Raw genomic sequence first — 17,321 nt, forward strand, 5'->3', positions numbered from 1 at the left:
TATGCGCTGTTTCAGATTTTCATTATGTAGTGCCTGGGTGGGCATACTACATGATGACTTGCGGTTGTGAAAATTAGACTAATTACGTCGTTTAGCGACCCACTTTGGTCGTACGGTCACAGCGGAGAACGGGATGTTCTCAAGAAAGCGATGGATTGTTCCAGATAAATATAAAAATCGTACACGATTTGTCTTCAGCGGCTTGCACGTCCACCTTGTAGGAGCGAGCTCGCTCGCGAAGATCCCAAGAGCGCCGCTGGCTGTAAGCTTTCCCGCGCTATCGTTGATGACTTTCGCGAGCACACTCATTCCTACAGGAATAGCACCCGAGGTATTTCGCCATGGATCATCTTGTACTCACTATTATCGCCGCCGACAAACCCGGCCTGGTTGAACGCGTCGCGCAGAGCATCGCGGCCCACGGCGGCAACTGGCTGGAAAGTCGTATGGCGCACATGGCCGGGCAGTTTGCCGGGATCCTGCGGGTGAGCGTTCCGGCGGAGAACCGCCAGGCGTTGGTCGCCGCGCTGGAAGACTTATCCACACACGGCATTCGTGTGCTGGTGGGCGAGGGCAGCACTGGGCAGGCATTGGTGTCCAAACCGATCCTGATGACACTGGTGGGCAATGACCGTTCGGGCATCGTGCGCGAGATCACGGCATTGTTGAGCAAGCAGGGCGTCAATCTGGAGCGCCTGAGCACCGACGTGCGTCCGGCGCCGATGAGCGGCGATCTGCTGTTCAGTGCCGAGGCCCACTTGCAGGTGCCGTCGACGTTGTCCCTGGAAGCACTGCAACAGTCGCTGGAAACCCTGGCGGATGACTTGATGGTGGAACTGCGCAACGAGGACTGATCATCCACAAGGTTATGCATGGAAATCTTGCATGGGCCTGTGGATAACCTGTAGAGACCCGTCGCCAGGCCCCGCTGGCCGCGCTTCTTCGTGACTTGAGCAAAAAACGAGCAGTTTCAAGGGCTTGTGCACAAATGGCGGGGATCAGGCTGTGGATAACCTTGGGGTGAAAGGCTGCAAGCCACACGGGCTGTGGCTTGCAGAGGTTTGTACGTTATTTGATCAGCTTCTGCGCGCGCTCAACCAGATATCCACGCTGTACACCACCAGCCCGGCCCAGATAAACGCGAAGGCGGTCAGTGTGGCCGGCGCCAGGTGTTCACCGAACAGCAGCACCGCTTCGAGCAGCACCAGGGTCGGCGCCACGTACTGTAAAAAGCCCAGCGCCGTGTAGGGCAAATGCCGCGCGGCGGCGTTGAAACACACCAGCGGGATCAGCGTCACCGGGCCTGCGGCCACCAGCCACCAGGCTTCGGAGGTGCTCCAGAAGGCCATTTGTGCCGTGTGGGCCGATGGGTTGAACAGCAACCATGCCACGGCGATCGGCACCAGCATCCAGGTTTCCACCACCAGCCCCGGCAGTGCTTTCACCGGCGCCTGCTTGCGGATCAGGCCGTAGAAACCGAAGGTCAGCGCCAGCACCAGCGACACCCAGGGCAAGCTGCCCACTTGCCACACCTGTTGCGCCACACCGACCGCCGCCAGCCCCACGGCGACCCACTGCAGACGGCGCAAGCGCTCGCCGAGGATCAGCATGCCCAGCAGCACATTCACCAGCGGGTTGATGTAGTAACCCAGGCTCGCTTCGAGCATGCGCCCGCTGTTCACCGACCACACATAGGTCAGCCAGTTAGCCGCAATCAACGTACCGCTGAGGGCCAGGATCGCCAGGCGCCGGGGGTTGTCGCGCAGTTCGCGGAACCAGCCGGGGTGTTTCCATACCATCAGCAACAGCGTGCCGAACAGCGCCGACCACAGCACGCGATGGACGATGATTTCGGCGGCGGGAACACTGGCGATGGCTTTGAAGTAGAGCGGGAAAAGACCCCAAGTGATGTAGGCGCTAAGGCCCAGGATGTAGCCCTTGCGGGGGTTGGCGGTGTGCATGCGAAATCCTTTGCTTAGGCAACTAACAAAGCGCGATTGTAAGGATATTTTTCCGGCAGTGGGGCCCGCAGTGCTTTATGTGGGAGGGAGCAAGCCCCCTTCCACACTAAAGGCAAAAGCGGTCAGAACAGCTTCAGGGGTTCTTCGTTGAGCGCCGCCAATTGCTCGCGCAACGCCAGCACCTGATCGCCCCAATACCGCTCGCTGCCGAACCACGGAAAGCTGTGGGGAAACGCCGGATCGTCCCAGCGCCGTGCCAGCCACGCGCTGTAGTGCATCAGGCGCAAGGCGCGCAGCGGTTCGATCAGCGCCAGTTCGCGCGGGTCGAAATCGTGGAATTCCTGGTAGCCGTCCATCAATTCCGACAGCTGGCCCAGGCATTCCTGACGGTCGCCGGCGAGCATCATCCACAGGTCCTGCACCGCCGGGCCCATGCGGCAGTCGTCGAGGTCGACGATATGGAACATCTCGTCGCGGCACATCATGTTGCCGGGGTGGCAGTCGCCGTGCATGCGGATGTTCTTGTGCGGCGTGGCCTTGTAGACCTCTTCCACGCGCTTGAGCAGGTCGCGGGCCACTGACTCGTAGGCCGGCAGCAGGCTTTTGGGAATGAAATTGCCTTCAAGCAGGGTGGCCAGGGAATCGTGGCCGAAGTTCTTCACACCCAGGGCTTCGCGGTGCTGGAACGGACGGGTCGCACCGACGGCGTGCAAGCGTCCGAGCAGCTGGCCGAGGCGATAGAGCTGGTCCAGATTGCCCGGCTCCGGCGCACGGCCGCCACGGCGTGGAAACAGGGCGAAGCGGAACCCGGCGTGTTCGAACAGGCTTTGGCCGTTATGGATCATCGGCGCGACCACCGGCACATCGCACTCGGCCAGCTCGAAGGTGAAGCTGTGTTCTTCGAGGATTGCTTCGTTGGTCCAGCGCTGGGGACGGTAGAACTTGGCGATCAGCGGTTCGGCGTCGTCGATGCCCACTTGGTAGACACGGTTTTCGTAGCTGTTGAGCGCCAGAACGCGAGCATCGCTGAGGAAACCGATGCTTTCGACGGCGTCGAGTACCAGGTCGGGGGTGAGTGTTTCAAACGGATGGGCCATGCGAACTCCTGCGCGCAGCAGGGCGCCGCGTCCGGCCGGGTATGGTAACGCACGCGGCCAGGGATAGGGCGAGCCTGTGCCATTGTCATCGGGAGCAAGCCCCCTCCCACATTTGACCGAGTTGTTATGACGACCCGGGACAACTGTGGAAAGGAGCTTGCCCCCGATAGCGATCTATCAGGCGCCGACAATCCCACCATCATCGCGCCGAATCGCCATCACCGACGACCGCGGCTTGCCATTCGGCAGATGCTCCGGCCAGGTCGAGCCGCCGGTTTCACCCGGATGCTGAATCCCCACGAACAAGGTTTTCTGATCCGGCGCAAAGCTGATCCCCGTCACTTCGCAGGCCACCGGGCCGACCATGAAACGGCGGATTTCCCCGGTGTTCGGGTCGGCGCAGAGCATCTGGTTATTGCCCATGCCGGCGAAGTCGCCAGCGTTGCTGTAGTCGCCGTCGGTGAGAATCCACAGGCGCCCGGCTTTGTCGAACCCCAGGCCGTCGGGGCTGTTGAACATGTTCTGCGGGTTGATGTTGGACGAGCCGCCCTTCGGCGTACCGGCATGCACGCCGGGGTTGCCTGCCACCACGAACAGGTCCCAGCTGAAGTCCGGGGCGCCGTGGTCATCGGCGTTGGCCTTCCAGCGCAGGATCTGGCCGTAGACGTTTTTCTCGCGCGGATTCGGCCCGCCCACCGGCTGGCCGTCTTCGCCGCGCTTGGCGTTGTTGGTCAGGGTGCAATAGACCTGGCCGTCGGTGGGGCTGACCACGATCCATTCCGGGCGGTCCATGCGCGTGGCCTTCACCACGCTGGCGGCCAAGCGTGCGTGGATCAGCACTTCGGCCTGGCTGGCAAAGCCGGAGCTGGCGTCGATGCCGTTTTTCCCAAAGGTCAACTCGACCCATTGGCCTTGGCCTTTGGGATGGTCGGCGTTGCCGTCGCCACCGTCGAAGAGGGCCACGTACAAGGTGCCGTGGTCGAGCAGGTCTTTGTTGGCCTTGGGGTTCTTGTGGTTGATCTTGTCGCGGCTGACGAACTTGTAGATGAACTCGCCACGTTCGTCGTCGCCCATGTACACCACGGCGCGGCCGTCGCGGGTTTCAGCCAGGGCGGCGTTCTCGTGCTTGAAGCGGCCCAGGGCGGTGCGTTTGACCGGGGTGGATTGGGGGTCGAACGGGTCGATTTCCACCACCCAGCCGTGGCGATTGAGTTCGTTGGGGTGCTTGGCCATGTCGAAGCGCGGGTCGTGCAGGTGCCAGTTAATGTCTTTGCTGGCCGCGACCACGCCGTAGCGCTTTTGCCCGGCGTCGAAGCTTTGTTGTGGGTTACTGCTGCCGAAGCAGTCGGTGAAGTTCTCTTCGCAGGTCAGATAAGTGCCCCACGGTGTCTTGCCGTTGGCGCAGTTCTGGAAGGTGCCGAGGACTTTTTTGCCGGACTTGTCGGCGCTGGTTTTCAGCCACTCATGGCCGGCGGCGGGGCCGCTCAGGCGGATCGGCGAGTTGCCGTGGATGCGCCGGTTGTAGCGCGAATCCTGGACGAACTGCCAGGTGTCGCCCGTGCGGCGTACTTCGATCACCGACACCCCTTCGCTGGCCTGGGCCTTGTGCACGTCTTCGGCCGATTGCGGTGCGCCGCCGTGGGCGAAGAGGTAGCGGTAGTTGGTGTATTCGTTGTTGATCGCCATCAGGGCGCGGTTGTCGTCACCGGGGAAGGCGAACAGGCTCATGCCGTCGTTGTTGTCACCGAACTGCTGTTCCTGGGCCTTGGCGGTGCCGTTGCCGGACGGGTCGAAAGCCGGGGCGTTCTTGTGCAGCGGCTGGCCCCAGCTGATCAGCACCGAGGCGCTGTAGCCGGGCGGCAGGCTGAGGGTGTCGCGGGTGTCGGCGGCGATGCTGGCGAAACCCAGCAGCGGGCTGGTGTTGGCGGTGTTGACGGCCAGTGCACTGCGGCTCAGCAGGTTACCGCCGAGGAACATCGCCGCGCCGCACAGGGCACCGGCGCCGATAAAGCGGCGGCGGGTGAGGCCGACCATCTGCTCGAGGTCGGTGGCTTGGTTTTCTTCTAATAGGCTCATGTCAGGCTCCCTGCGGTTTTTGCAGACACCATAAGGAGCGGTCGTGACGAAATGGTTGCAGTTTGAAGACCGGCGCAGCGCGGATATTGCCTAGGCCGGCGTGCCGAGCAGGACGTTGCCGGGCGCGAATTGCACCTGGATGACATGGCCTTCGGCGGCGCCCAGTGCCTCGAGCGCGTCGGGCTGGGCCAGGGCGCATAACACCGGACCGTTGGGCAGGGCGATGCGCACTTCGCTGGGGCCGTCGTCGGCGCCGAGAATCGTCTCGATCACACCGCTCATGCAATTGTGTCCAGGTGTTGCAGGTGTGTCGGCAGCGTGCAATTCCAGCCAGCCGGCCTTGATCAGCGCGACCACCTCCACGCCGGTCTCCAGCTCCAGCCGTTGCGTGCTGTCGTGGGTGATTTGCGCGTCCAGGGTCAACCCGCCGGTCAACTGCAGGCGCACCCGATCGTTGCGGCCATGGGGCTCGATGGCGATCACTTGCCCGTGCAGTTGGTTACGCGCGCTGGTGCGCAGCATCAAACGGCCGAGCAGGTTGAAATCGCTGGCGGCTTCGTCCGTGCCCAGCACCTCGGCTTGCAACACTTGCAGGCGCTGGTAGAGGCGCCATATCCGTTCACCTTCGGCCGTCAGCCTGGCACCGCCGCCGCCCTTGCCGCCGACGCTGCGCTCCACCAGTGGCTTTTGCGCCAGGTTGTTGAGTTCATCGATGGCGTCCCAGGCGGCCTTGTAACTCAGGCCGGCGCTCTTGGCGGCGCGGGTGATGGAACCTTGCTCGGCGATATGCCCCAGCAAGGCGATGCGCTGGGGACGGCGGATGATGTGTTGGCTGAGGGGGCTGGGTACAGACATGGGGATTACGCTTGGAGGAGATGGGCCGAACGTTGCGGGAGAGGGGATGCCGGCGTCAAGTCAGGCCCCCGGTTTGGGCGTGCGCGCCAGGCAGTACACATCGACCTGCCGCGCACCGGCGGCCATCAGCAGGCGCGCCACGCTGTGGGCGGTGGCGCCGGTGGTGAGCACGTCGTCGACCACGGCGAAGTGCCGGCCTTGCACCTGGGCGTCGGGTGCCAGGGCAAAGGCGCCGAGCAGGTTGCGTTGGCGGGTGCGGGCGTCGAGGGTTTGTTGCGCGATGGTTTCATGGGGGCGTAACACCAGGTGTTCATCGAGGTCGATGGCGAGGTCGTGGCTCAGCCAGCGCGCCAGCATCAGGGCCTGGTTGTAGCCGCGTTCGCGCAGGCGCTTGCGGGCCATGGGCACCGGCAGCAGGCAGTCGGGGCGGGTCAGCTCGGTGTTATCGAAGCGATGGCGCAGGGACTGCCCCAGCAACCGGCCCAATAAATGCCCGAGTGGCCAGCGGGCCTGGTGCTTGAAGCGGCTGATGAGGGTGTCGACCGGGAAACTGTAGGTCCAGGGCGCGATCACTTGTTTAAAAGCCGGAGGATGTTTCTGACATTGGCCGCAGATCAGGCCGTCCATCGGTAGGGGCAGGGCGCACACCTCGCAGTGTTCCATCAGCCAGGGCAGTTCGGTTTCGCAGGCGTTGCAGACACAATCTGCCGTTTCAGCCGGTTCATCGCAGATTAAACATGTCTGTATGTTTTTTGAGCAGATGTAAACCTTGTGTTTGTGTCTCGGTTGACAGTGCATGATTCTTCCTTAAATATGCCGAGCATCCGTGTCGTGCCTGTGGGTATTACCCTTCCCACAGCGTTTGCCCAAGCATAACCAAGGAATCGCCCATGAGCGCCAGCACCACCGCCACCCTGCGTCACGATTGGTCCTTAGCCGAAGTCAAAGCGTTGTTCGTGCAACCGTTCAACGACCTGCTGTTCCAGGCGCAGACCGTGCACCGCGCGCATTTCGACGCCAACCGTGTGCAAGTGTCGACCCTGCTGTCGATCAAGACCGGCGCCTGTCCAGAAGATTGCAAATATTGTCCGCAGTCGGGCCACTACAACACCGGCCTGGAAAAAGAAAAGCTGATGGAAGTGCAGAAGGTCCTCGAAGAGGCTGCCCGCGCCAAGGCCATCGGCTCGACCCGCTTCTGCATGGGCGCCGCGTGGAAGCATCCGTCGGCCAAAGACATGCCCTACGTGCTGCAGATGGTCAAAGGCGTGAAGGCCATGGGCCTGGAAACCTGCATGACCCTGGGCCGTCTCGACCAGGACCAGACCCAAGCGCTGGCCCAGGCGGGCCTGGATTACTACAACCACAACCTCGACACCTCGCCGGAGTTCTACGGCTCGATCATCACCACCCGCACTTACGCCGAACGCCTGCAAACCCTGGCCTATGTGCGCGATTCAGGGATGAAGATCTGCTCCGGCGGCATCCTCGGCATGGGCGAGTCCCTGGACGATCGCGCGAACCTGCTGATCCAACTGGCCAACCTGCCGGAGCATCCAGAGTCGGTGCCGATCAACATGCTGGTGAAAGTCGCTGGTACACCGCTGGAAAACGCCGAGGAAATCGACCCGTTCGACTTTATCCGCATGCTGGCGGTGGCGCGCATCCTGATGCCGCAGTCCCATGTGCGCCTGTCGGCCGGGCGTGAGGCGATGAACGAGCAGATGCAGGCCCTGGCCTTCTTCGCCGGTGCCAACTCGATCTTCTACGGCGACAAACTGCTGACCACCGCCAACCCCCAGGCTGACAAAGACATGCAACTGTTCGCGCGCTTGGGCATTCTGCCGGAAGCCCGTGAAGAGCACGCCGACGAAGTGCACCAGGCTGCGATCGAGCAAGCGTTGGTGGAGCAGAAGAGCAGCGAGCAGTTCTATAACGCTGCCGTTTGATTGAAGTGCGATTCAAATGTGGGAGGGGGCTTGCTCCCGATAGCGGTGGGTCAGTTCGTTCATTTCCTACTGATACACCGGCATCGGGAGCAAGCCCCTCCCACATTTTCTGACCGAGTTGAACCTGCCAATCCGAGGCCTGCATGTCTTTCGATCTCGCCGCGCGCCTCGCTGCCCGCCGTGCCGAACACCTTTACCGCCAGCGCCCCTTGCTGGACAGCCCCCAAGGCCCGCAAGTGGTGGTGGACGGCCAGCCGTTGCTGGCGTTCTGCAATAACGACTACCTGGGCCTGGCCAATCACCCGCAGGTGATCGAAGCCTGGCGCGCCGGTGCGTCCCGTTGGGGCGTGGGCGGTGGCGCTTCGCACCTGGTGGTCGGTCATGCCACGCCGCACCACGAACTGGAAGAAGCCCTGGCCGACCTCACCGGTCGCCCACGTGCCTTGCTGTTTACCACCGGTTACATGGCCAACCTCGGCGCGGTCACGGCGCTGGTGGGGCAGGGCGATACCGTGCTGGAGGACCGTCTCAACCACGCGTCTCTGCTGGACGCCGGCCTGTTGTCCGGGGCGCGCTTCAATCGCTATCTGCACAACGACGCTGTCAGCCTGGCCAAGCGCCTGGAAAAAGCCACCGGCAATACCTTGGTGGTCACCGACGGCGTGTTCAGCATGGACGGCGACCTCGCCGACTTGCCGGCGCTGGCCCGCGAAGCACGTGCCAAGGGCGCCTGGTTGATGGTGGATGACGCCCATGGCTTCGGCCCGCTGGGTGCCAACGGCGCGGGGATCGTCGAGCATTTCGGCTTGAGTCAGGACGACGTGCCGGTGCTGGTCGGTACCCTGGGCAAAGCCTTCGGCACCGCCGGGGCTTTTGTGGCCGGCAGCGAAGAGTTGATCGAAAGCCTGATCCAGTTCGCCCGGCCGTACATCTACACCACCAGCCAACCCCCGGCGCTGGCCTGCGCCACTTTGAAAAGCCTGGAGCTGCTGCGCACCGAGCATTGGCGGCGCGAGCATCTGAACGGCCTGATCCGCCAGTTCCGCCGGGGCGCCGAGCAGCTCGGCCTGGACTTGATGGACAGCTTTACGCCGATCCAGCCGATCATGGTCGGCGACAGCGCCAAGGCGATACGCCTGTCGCAGCGGCTGCGCGAGCGCGGAGTGATGGTCACGGCGATCCGTCCGCCCACTGTGCCGGCTGGCAGTGCGCGTTTGCGTGTGACATTGACCGCGGCCCACAGCGAGGCGCAGGTGCAGCTATTGTTGAACGCACTGGAAGCGTGTTTCCGCCTGGAGCCCGAACATGCGTGACCGACTGATCTTACTGCCCGGCTGGGGCCTCGGCGTATCGCCGCTGGAACCGTTGGCCGCGGCATTGCAGGGCCTGGACGCACACTTGCGGGTGCAGATCGAACCGTTGCCGCTGCTGGCTTCCAGCGACCTGGAGGAGTGGCTCGACGAACTCGACGCCACGCTGCCGGACAACGCCTGGCTGGGCGGCTGGTCCTTGGGCGGCATGCTCGCCTCCGAGCTGGCGGCGCGGCGCGGCGAGCGTTGCTGCGGCGTCTTCACCCTGGCCAGCAACCCGTGTTTCGTCGCCCACGAGGGCTGGCCGAACGCGATGCCCGTCGAAACCTTCGATGGGTTTCTCGCCGGCTGCCGTGTCGATTTCCAGGCCACCCTCAAGCGTTTCGGCCTGTTGTGTGCCAAGGGCGCCGAGGACCCGCGCGGGCTGTCGCGCTTGCTGGTCAGCGGTGCGCCGAATTTGCCCGTCAGCGTGTTGATAAGCGGCCTTGAACTGCTGGCGAAACTCGACACCCGCGCCGCGTTGCAGGCGTTTCGCGGCCCGCAACTGCACCTGTTCGCCGGCCTGGATGGGCTGGTGCCCGCCGAAGCCGCCAGTGATCTGCTGGCGTTGCTGCCCGATGTGGAAATCGGCGTGATTGAACAAGCCGGCCACGCTTTTCTTCTGGAGGACCCCCATGGTGTCGCGGCGGCCATCCAGGCTTTTTTGCACGAGTGCGTCGATGACTGATTTATCCCGTCCCGCTTTGCCGGGTGTATTGCCGGACAAGCGTCAGGTGGCGGCGTCCTTTTCCCGTGCGGCCGCCAGTTACGACAGCGTGGCGCAGTTGCAACGGGACGTGGGGCATACCTTGTTGGCGCGTCTGCCGTTGGCTTTTGCACCGCGCCGCTGGCTGGATATGGGCTGCGGCACCGGTTACTTCAGCCGCGTGCTGGGCGACCGTTTGCCGGCCAGCCACGGCGTGGCACTGGATATCGCCGAAGGCATGCTCAACCACGCACGTCCCTTGGGCGGCGCCACGTATTTCATCGCCGGGGATGCCGAACGCCTGCCGTTGCAGGCTGCAAGCTGCGACCTGATCTTCTCCAGCCTGGCGGTGCAGTGGTGTGCGAATTTCGATGCCGTGCTCAGCGAGGCTTATCGTGTGCTGCGACCGGGTGGGGTGCTGGCGTTCGCGAGCCTGTGCGTGGGTACCCTGGACGAGTTACGCGAAAGCTGGCGTGCGGCGGATGGCCTGGTCCACGTCAATCGCTTTCGCACCTTCGAGGCCTATCAACAGTTGTGCGCGGCCAGTGGCTTGCGGGCGGTGAGCCTGGAGCGGCTTCCCCATGTGTTGCATTACCCGGATGTGCGCAGCCTGACCCATGAGTTGAAGGCGCTGGGCGCACACAATCTCAACCCGGGTCGCCCCGGAGGCTTGACGGGCCGCGCGCGGATTGTTGCACTGGTCGACGCTTACGAGCAGTTCCGACAGGCCCAGGGCCTGCCGGCGACTTACCAAGTGGTGTACGCCGTACTGGAGAAACCTCGATGAGCGCCGCTTATTTCATCACCGGCACCGACACCGATGTCGGCAAGACCACCATCGCTGCCGGCCTGCTGCATGCCGCCCGCCAGGCCGGCAAAAGCACCGCCGCCGGAAAACCGGTGGCCTCGGGCTGCCAGCTCACCCCCAAAGGCTTGCGCAATGCCGATGCCCTGGCGCTGCTGGCCGAATGTTCGTTATCGCTGCGCTATGACGAGGTCAACCCAGTGGCCTTCGAGCCGGCCATCGCGCCCCATTTGGCAGCGCGGGAGGCGGGCGTCGCGCTGACCGTGCAATCGCTGTTGAAACCCATGCAGCAGATCCTGGCCCGACAAGCGGATTTCACCCTGATCGAAGGCGCGGGCGGCTGGCGCGTGCCCCTGGCCGATCAGGACAACCTGTCGGACCTGGCCATGGCGCTCAAGCTGCCGGTGATCCTGGTGGTGGGCGTGCGCCTGGGCTGCATCAGCCATGCCTTGCTCACCGCCGAAGCCATCGCCCGTGACGGCCTGCCGCTGGCCGGTTGGGTGGCCAACATCATCGACCCCAAGACTTCGCGCCTGGAAGAAAACCTCGCCACCCTCGCCGAACGTTTGCCCGCGCCGTGCCTGGGCCGGGTGCCGAAACTCAAGCACGCCCGCGCCGATGCGGTGGCGGAATATTTGCAGTTGGACCTGCTTGACTGATTTTGGCTATCGATAAGGCATTATGCCATTAGTGTTTTTGACGGGCCTTTTGCCAGGATGTCTGCTTCAATTCAACTTCACGATTCTCTCAGCAGGTCCACGCCATGGAAATTTCTGGCAGCAGCGCGTTTTATTCGGGTTTGAGCACGATTCAGGCCGGGCAGAGCCGCGTCGACCAGGCCGCCGGCAGAATTGCCAGCGCCGCCACGACCCAGCCGTCGGACGCCCAGAGCGATCTTCTGCAGGCCAATGACCGTGCGCAGCCGACCAACTCGGCCAGCAACATGGTCGAAATGGCCCAAGGCAAGTTTCAAGTGGAGTTGGGCGCCAAAGTCGCCAAGGCCTCCGATGAAATGCTCGGCACCTTGATCAACACCTTCGCCTGACCCTGTAGGCGCCGGCTCACCGGCAATCCCCGCAACGCGGTATGCCACGCATACCGCGATCGCTGGCCAGCCAGCGCCTGCACAATTCTGCTTTTCTCCTAATCTTTCTTATGGCGTCCCGCCGCAGGTTTTGTCGTGCGCGCCGTTGGGCCATGCAATGACAAACGGCACGGGGACGACGCTTGACATCCCCAGGTCGTAAACGTATGTTTCAAACACCTGTTTGACCGCAACAACAAATCCCATGCGGTTGTTCATCCCAGCTCCATCAGCAGAGGTTTATCGCTATGCCTGACTACAAGGCCCCCTTGCGTGATATTCGCTTCGTTCGTGACGAACTGCTCGGCTACGAAGCGCACTATCAGAGCCTTCCGGCTTGCGCAGACGCAACCCCGGACATGGTTGACGCCATTCTCGAAGAAGGCGCCAAGTTTTGTGAGCAGGTGCTGGCGCCGCTGAACCGCGTGGGTGACCTTGAAGGTTGCACCTGGAGCGAGTCCGGTGTGAAAACCCCGACAGGCTTCAAAGAGGCCTACCAGCAATTCGTCGAAGGTGGTTGGCCAAGCCTGGCCCACGACGTCCAGCACGGTGGCCAAGGCCTGCCCGAATCCCTGGGCCTGGCCGTCAGCGAAATGGTCGGCGAAGCCAACTGGTCGTGGGGCATGTACCCCGGCCTGTCCCATGGTGCGATGAACACCATTTCCGAGCACGGCACTCCCGAGCAACAAGACGCCTACCTGACCAAACTGGTGTCGGGCGAATGGACCGGCACCATGTGCCTGACCGAACCGCACTGCGGCACCGACCTGGGCATGCTGCGCACCAAGGCCGAGCCTCAGGCCGACGGTTCCTACAAAGTCTCCGGCACCAAGATCTTCATCTCGGCCGGTGAACACGACATGGCCGACAACATCGTCCACATCGTCCTGGCCCGCCTGCCGGACGCACCGGCCGGCACCAAAGGTATCTCGCTGTTTATCGTGCCGAAATTCCTGCCTAACGCAGACGGCTCGATCGGTGCGCGCAACGCGGTCAGCTGTGGTTCCCTGGAACACAAGATGGGCATCCACGGCAACGCCACCTGCGTGATGAACTTCGACGCGGCCACTGGTTTCCTGATCGGCCCGGCGAACAAAGGCCTGAACTGCATGTTCACCTTTATGAACACCGCTCGCCTGGGCACCGCGCTGCAAGGCCTGGCCCACGCCGAGATCGGTTTCCAGGGCGGCCTGAAATACGCCCGCGATCGCCTGCAGATGCGCTCCCTGACCGGCCCGAAAGCTCCAGACAAAGCCGCTGACCCGATCATCGTGCACCCCGACGTGCGCCGCATGCTGCTGACCATGAAAGCCTTCGCCGAAGGCAACCGTGCGATGGTGTACTTCACCGCCAAGCAAGTGGACATCGTCAAATACGGCACCGACGACGAAGCCAAGAAACAAGCCGATGGCCTGCTGGCGTTCATGACGCCGATCGCCAAGGCGTTCATGACCGAAGTCGGTTTCGAGTCCGCCAACCACGGCGTGCAGATCTACGGCGGTCATGGCTTCATCGCCGAGTGGGGCATGGAGCAGAACGTGCGCGATAGCCGCATCTCGATGCTGTACGAAGGCACCACCGGCATCCAGGCGCTGGACCTGCTCGGTCGTAAAGTGCTGATGACCCAGGGCGAAGCGCTCAAGGGCTTCACCAAGATCGTGCACAAGTTCTGCCAGGCCAACGAAGGCAACGAAGCCATCAAGGAATTCGTTGCACCGCTGGCTGCGCTGAATAAAGAGTGGGGCGAAGTGACCATGAAGGTCGGCATGGCGGCGATGAAAGACCGCGAAGAAGTCGGTGCCGCTTCGGTGGATTACCTGATGTATTCCGGTTACGCCTGCCTGGCTTACTTCTGGGCCGACATGGCGCGCCTGGCCGCCGAGAAACTGGCCGCCGGCACCAGCGAAACGGCGTTCTACACCGCCAAGCTGCAAACCGCGCGCTTCTACTTCCAGCGCATCCTGCCACGTACCCGTACCCACGTGGCCACCATGCTGTCGGGCGCGAACAACCTGATGGACATGAAAGAAGAAGACTTCGGCCTGGCTTACTAAGCCTTACCGGAAGTTCTTGAACGCCGCCGCGCCCCTTGGGGAGCGGCGGCTTTTTTATGGGCGATAAAAATCCACAGCATCGCGCTCAGGGATTGCCGCCAGCTGCCGTTAAAGTAATGGCAATGTGATACATGCCAGGCGAGTTGTGCTTAACTGTCTGAATAGAGGCACGGTGCCATCATTTTTTGCGGGTCGGAGCTTTACCCTTGTCACGCGTGTCCGCTTTACGTTTCAGTCATTTTCTCCCTTCGTTGCTGCTGTTGCTGGCCGGGCTCTCGGCTGCGTACGTCAAGGATCTCAACGTCTTCTTCACGTCGCTGTTCAATGTGTTGCCGACCCTGGTGCTGTTGCTCGGCGGTTCGTACTGTGCGGTGTATCGCCGCCAGCGTGAACTGTTCCTGATGATCACGGTGTACATCGCGTATTTCCTGCTCGATACCCAGACCGACTACTACCGCGACAATGGCCGCGTGCGTGAAGACGCCGCCGTGGTGTTTCATTTGTGCTGCCTGTTATTGCCGGTTCTGTTCAGTATTTATGCGCTTTGGCAGGAAAAGACCCACCTGTTCCGTGACTTCGTCGCCCGTGGCGCGGTATTGCTGGCGGTGGGCAGCGTGGCCCTGGCACTCGAACAAAGTTATCCCCAGGCCGTGTTGAACTGGCTGGCGGAGATTCGCTGGCCGGCGCTGCATGGCAGTTGGATGAGCCTGATCCAGCTGTCGTACCCGATGTTCCTGATCGGTTTTCTCAGCCTCGCGGCCCAGTACTGGTACCAGCCGCGCCCGCTGCATGCGGCGCAACTGGTGGGGTTGTTGGGGATGTTCTGGATGCTGCCGCAAACGTTCATCCTGCCGTTCACCCTGAACATCATGTGCAGCCAGGTGATGCTGATGATCGCCGCCGGCGTGGCGCACGAGGCGTATCAAATGGCGTTCCGCGATGAGCTGACCGGCCTGCCGGGGCGTCGCGCCCTCAACGAGCGCATGCAGCGGCTGGGGCGCAACTATGTGCTGGCCATGAGTGACGTCGACCACTTCAAGCGTTTCAACGATACCCACGGTCACGATGTGGGCGACCAGGTACTGCGCCTGGTCGCCAGCAAACTGTCCAAGGTCAACGGTGGCGGGCGTGCCTATCGGTATGGCGGTGAAGAGTTCGCCGTGGTGTTTGCCGGCAAGACCCTGGAGGAATGCATGCCGCACTTGGAGGATATCCGCGAGATCATCGCGGACTACGACATCAAGCTGCGTAACCCGGACCGCCCGCAAGACGACCAACAAGGCCGCCAGCGCCGCGCGGGCAGTGGCGCGTCGAGTGTCTCGGTGACCATCAGCATCGGCGTGGCCGAGCGCCTGGCCGAGCATCGCACTCCCGAAGAAGTGCTCAAGACCGCCGACCAGGCCTTGTACGCCGCCAAGGGCGCGGGGCGTAACTGTGTGGTCGCGGCCGGGCAAACCCGGCGTGGCGCGGTGCGCATGGAGCGCGCCGCCGGTTGAGTGATGGCGATGTATTCAGCGGCCCTACAGTGATTGTCCGGGGCGCCGACCGGCAGTAGGTTGCAACCATCTGCTGCCGGAGAACACTGCCATGCCTGAGTACAAAGCTCCCCTGCGCGACATGCGCTTTCTGATCGACAACGTATTCGATTTCCACGGCCATTACGCCGCCCTGGGCGCAACCGACGCCAGCCCGGACATGGTCAGTGCAATCCTCGAAGAAGGCGCCAAATTCTGCGAGAACGTGCTCGCACCGCTCAACCGCAGCGGTGACGAGGAAGGTTGCCATTTCGACCAGGGCGTCGTGACCACGCCCAAGGGTTTCAAGGAAGCCTTTGCCCAGTATGTGGAAGGCGGCTGGCACGGCGTGGCGGCGGACCCGGCCTACGGCGGCCAGGGCCTGCCGCAATCGTTGGGCCTGGTACTCAGCGAAATGATCGGCTCCAGCAATACGTCCTGGGGCATGTACCCCGGCCTGACCCACGGCGCGATGTCGGCGATCCACGCCCACGGCACCGATGAACAGAAAGCCACCTTCCTCGGCAAACTCACCGCCGGCGAATGGACCGGCACCATGTGCCTGACCGAAGCCCATTGCGGCACCGACCTGGGCCTGATCAAAACCCGCGCCGTGCCCCAGGCGGATGGCAGCTACGCGCTCAGCGGCAGCAAGATTTTCATCTCCGCCGGCGAACACGACCTGAGCGCCAACATCATCCACCTGGTGCTGGCCAAGCTGCCGGATGCGCCGGCCGGCACCAAAGGCATCTCGCTGTTTATCGTGCCCAAGTTCCATACCGATTCGGGCGAGCGCAATGCGGTGCACTGCGGTTCTATCGAACACAAGATGGGCATCAAGGCTTCGGCCACCTGCGTACTCAACTTCGACGGCGCCAAGGGCTTTTTGATCGGTGAACCGAACAAAGGCCTCAACTGCATGTTCACCATGATGAACCACGCGCGCCTGGGCACCGGCATGCAGGGCCTGTGCAACGGCGAAGCGAGCTTCCAGGGCGCGGTCAAATACGCCAGCGAACGCCTGCAAATGCGCGCGCTGACCGGCGCCAAGGCCCCGGACAAAGCCGCCGACCCGATCATCGTGCACCCCGATGTGCGCCGCATGCTGCTGACCATGAAAGCCTTCAACGAAGGCAATCGCGCGCTGACCTACTTCACCGCGCAATTGCTCGACACCGCGCACCTGGGCAGCGACGCCGCCCAGCGTCAGGAGGCCGAAGACCTGCTGGCGTTCCTCACGCCCATCTGCAAAGCCTTTATGACCGACACCGGGCTCGAGGTCACCAACCACGGCATGCAGATCTTCGGCGGGCATGGCTATATCCGCGAATGGGGCATGGAGCAACTGGCCCGGGATGCGCGGATCGCGCCGATCTACGAAGGCACCAACGGTATCCAGGCCCTCGACCTGCTGGGCCGCAAGGTGCTGGGCAGCCAAGGCAAGTTGCTGCGCGGCTTTACCCGGATCGTGCATAAGTTCTGCGCGGCGAATGCCGAACACCCGCAACTCAAGGCCTATGTGGCGCAACTCAATCAACTCAACCAGGAATGGGGCGAGCTGACCACCGAGGTCGGCATGGCGGCGATGAAGAACCCTGACGAAGTCGGCGCTGCGGCCGTGGACTACTTGATGTACAGCGGTTACATCATCCTCGCCTACCTGTGGCTGCGCATGGCCATCGCGGCCCAGGCCCAGGTCGACGACGCCGAGTTCGCCCGCGCCAAGCTGGCCACGTGCGACTTCTATTTCAAGCGCCTGCTGCCACGCACCGCCACCCACCGCGCTGCCGTGCAGGCGGGCAGCGAATGCCTGATAAGTCTGCCCGCGGAGGCTTTCGCGTTGTGATGACTTAAAAATACCGGTCGGTCACAAG

The 17,321-nt window shown here is 62.9% G+C and carries 16 protein-coding genes; 10 read left to right on the forward strand and 6 right to left on the reverse strand.

Going from position 1 to position 17,321, the window contains the following annotated elements; genetic code table 11:
* Window positions 1-341 precede the first annotated feature (341 nt).
* Window positions 342-854, forward strand: a complete 513-nt coding sequence (locus BLR63_RS25120) for a glycine cleavage system protein R (protein WP_010566299.1) — start codon at window positions 342-344, stop codon at window positions 852-854.
* Between the two features lie 222 nt (window positions 855-1,076).
* On the opposite strand, the gene rarD is transcribed toward BLR63_RS25120, so the two are convergent.
* From rarD to BLR63_RS25145, 5 genes are all read right to left on the reverse strand, one after another.
* Window positions 1,077-1,961 carry an EamA family transporter RarD gene (rarD, locus tag BLR63_RS25125; protein WP_010566300.1) on the reverse strand — a complete coding sequence of 295 codons (885 nt, stop codon included), beginning with the start codon at window positions 1,959-1,961 and terminating at the stop codon, window positions 1,077-1,079.
* 122 nt (window positions 1,962-2,083) lie between these two features.
* Window positions 2,084-3,058: a serine/threonine protein kinase gene (locus tag BLR63_RS25130; protein WP_010566301.1), complete on the reverse strand. Its 975-nt coding sequence runs from the start codon at window positions 3,056-3,058 to the stop codon at window positions 2,084-2,086.
* A gap of 177 nt (window positions 3,059-3,235) precedes the next feature.
* Complete coding sequence (locus BLR63_RS25135) at window positions 3,236-5,134, reverse strand: PhoX family protein (RefSeq protein ID WP_010566302.1); 1,899 nt, start codon at window positions 5,132-5,134, stop codon at window positions 3,236-3,238.
* A gap of 90 nt (window positions 5,135-5,224) precedes the next feature.
* On the reverse strand, window positions 5,225-5,989 hold the full coding sequence (locus BLR63_RS25140; protein WP_010566303.1) for a TOBE domain-containing protein: 765 nt from the start codon (window positions 5,987-5,989) through the stop codon (window positions 5,225-5,227).
* 60 nt (window positions 5,990-6,049) lie between these two features.
* Entirely contained in the window at window positions 6,050-6,787 is a 738-nt protein-coding gene (locus tag BLR63_RS25145) for a ComF family protein (protein WP_042947161.1), read from the reverse strand.
* Between the two features lie 92 nt (window positions 6,788-6,879).
* On the opposite strand from BLR63_RS25145, the gene bioB reads away from it, so the two are divergent.
* From bioB to BLR63_RS25175, 6 genes are all read left to right on the forward strand, one after another.
* On the forward strand, window positions 6,880-7,935 hold the full coding sequence (bioB, locus tag BLR63_RS25150) for a biotin synthase BioB (protein ID WP_010566305.1): 1,056 nt from the start codon (window positions 6,880-6,882) through the stop codon (window positions 7,933-7,935).
* 143 nt (window positions 7,936-8,078) lie between these two features.
* On the forward strand, window positions 8,079-9,248 hold the full coding sequence (gene bioF, locus BLR63_RS25155) for an 8-amino-7-oxononanoate synthase (protein ID WP_010566306.1): 1,170 nt from the start codon (window positions 8,079-8,081) through the stop codon (window positions 9,246-9,248).
* Window positions 9,241-9,972 (forward strand): alpha/beta fold hydrolase, encoded by a 732-nt coding sequence (locus tag BLR63_RS25160; RefSeq protein WP_010566307.1) that lies wholly within the window; start codon window positions 9,241-9,243, stop codon window positions 9,970-9,972. Before bioF ends, BLR63_RS25160 begins: the two co-directional genes overlap by 8 nt.
* A complete protein-coding gene (bioC, locus tag BLR63_RS25165) occupies window positions 9,965-10,777 on the forward strand; it encodes a malonyl-ACP O-methyltransferase BioC (protein ID WP_010566308.1) in 813 nt (270 codons plus the stop codon). Before BLR63_RS25160 ends, bioC begins: the two co-directional genes overlap by 8 nt.
* Window positions 10,774-11,454 (forward strand): dethiobiotin synthase, encoded by a 681-nt coding sequence (bioD, locus tag BLR63_RS25170; protein ID WP_010566309.1) that lies wholly within the window; start codon window positions 10,774-10,776, stop codon window positions 11,452-11,454. The genes bioC and bioD overlap by 4 nt, the downstream gene beginning before the upstream one ends.
* Before the next feature lie 104 nt (window positions 11,455-11,558).
* Entirely contained in the window at window positions 11,559-11,840 is a 282-nt protein-coding gene (locus BLR63_RS25175; protein WP_010566310.1) for a hypothetical protein, read from the forward strand.
* Between the two features lie 108 nt (window positions 11,841-11,948).
* Here BLR63_RS25175 and BLR63_RS31365 read toward each other — a convergent pair whose 3' ends face one another.
* A complete protein-coding gene (locus BLR63_RS31365; protein ID WP_156791911.1) occupies window positions 11,949-12,098 on the reverse strand; it encodes a hypothetical protein in 150 nt (49 codons plus the stop codon).
* A 29-nt stretch (window positions 12,099-12,127) separates the two neighbouring features.
* Here BLR63_RS31365 and BLR63_RS25180 point away from each other — a divergent pair, with 29 nt between their 5' ends.
* The 3 genes from BLR63_RS25180 (at window position 12,128) to BLR63_RS25190 (ending at window position 17,293) form a co-directional block, all read left to right on the forward strand.
* Window positions 12,128-13,933 carry a phenylacyl-CoA dehydrogenase gene (locus BLR63_RS25180; RefSeq protein ID WP_010566311.1) on the forward strand — a complete coding sequence of 602 codons (1,806 nt, stop codon included), beginning with the start codon at window positions 12,128-12,130 and terminating at the stop codon, window positions 13,931-13,933.
* A gap of 206 nt (window positions 13,934-14,139) precedes the next feature.
* Window positions 14,140-15,429, forward strand: a complete 1,290-nt coding sequence (locus tag BLR63_RS25185) for a GGDEF domain-containing protein (RefSeq protein ID WP_010566312.1) — start codon at window positions 14,140-14,142, stop codon at window positions 15,427-15,429.
* A 91-nt stretch (window positions 15,430-15,520) separates the two neighbouring features.
* Window positions 15,521-17,293 carry an acyl-CoA dehydrogenase C-terminal domain-containing protein gene (locus BLR63_RS25190; protein ID WP_010566313.1) on the forward strand — a complete coding sequence of 591 codons (1,773 nt, stop codon included), beginning with the start codon at window positions 15,521-15,523 and terminating at the stop codon, window positions 17,291-17,293.
* Window positions 17,294-17,321 lie beyond the last annotated feature (28 nt).

The organism is Pseudomonas extremaustralis, assembly GCF_900102035.1.
Taxonomy (GTDB): Bacteria; Pseudomonadota; Gammaproteobacteria; order Pseudomonadales; family Pseudomonadaceae; genus Aquipseudomonas; species Aquipseudomonas extremaustralis.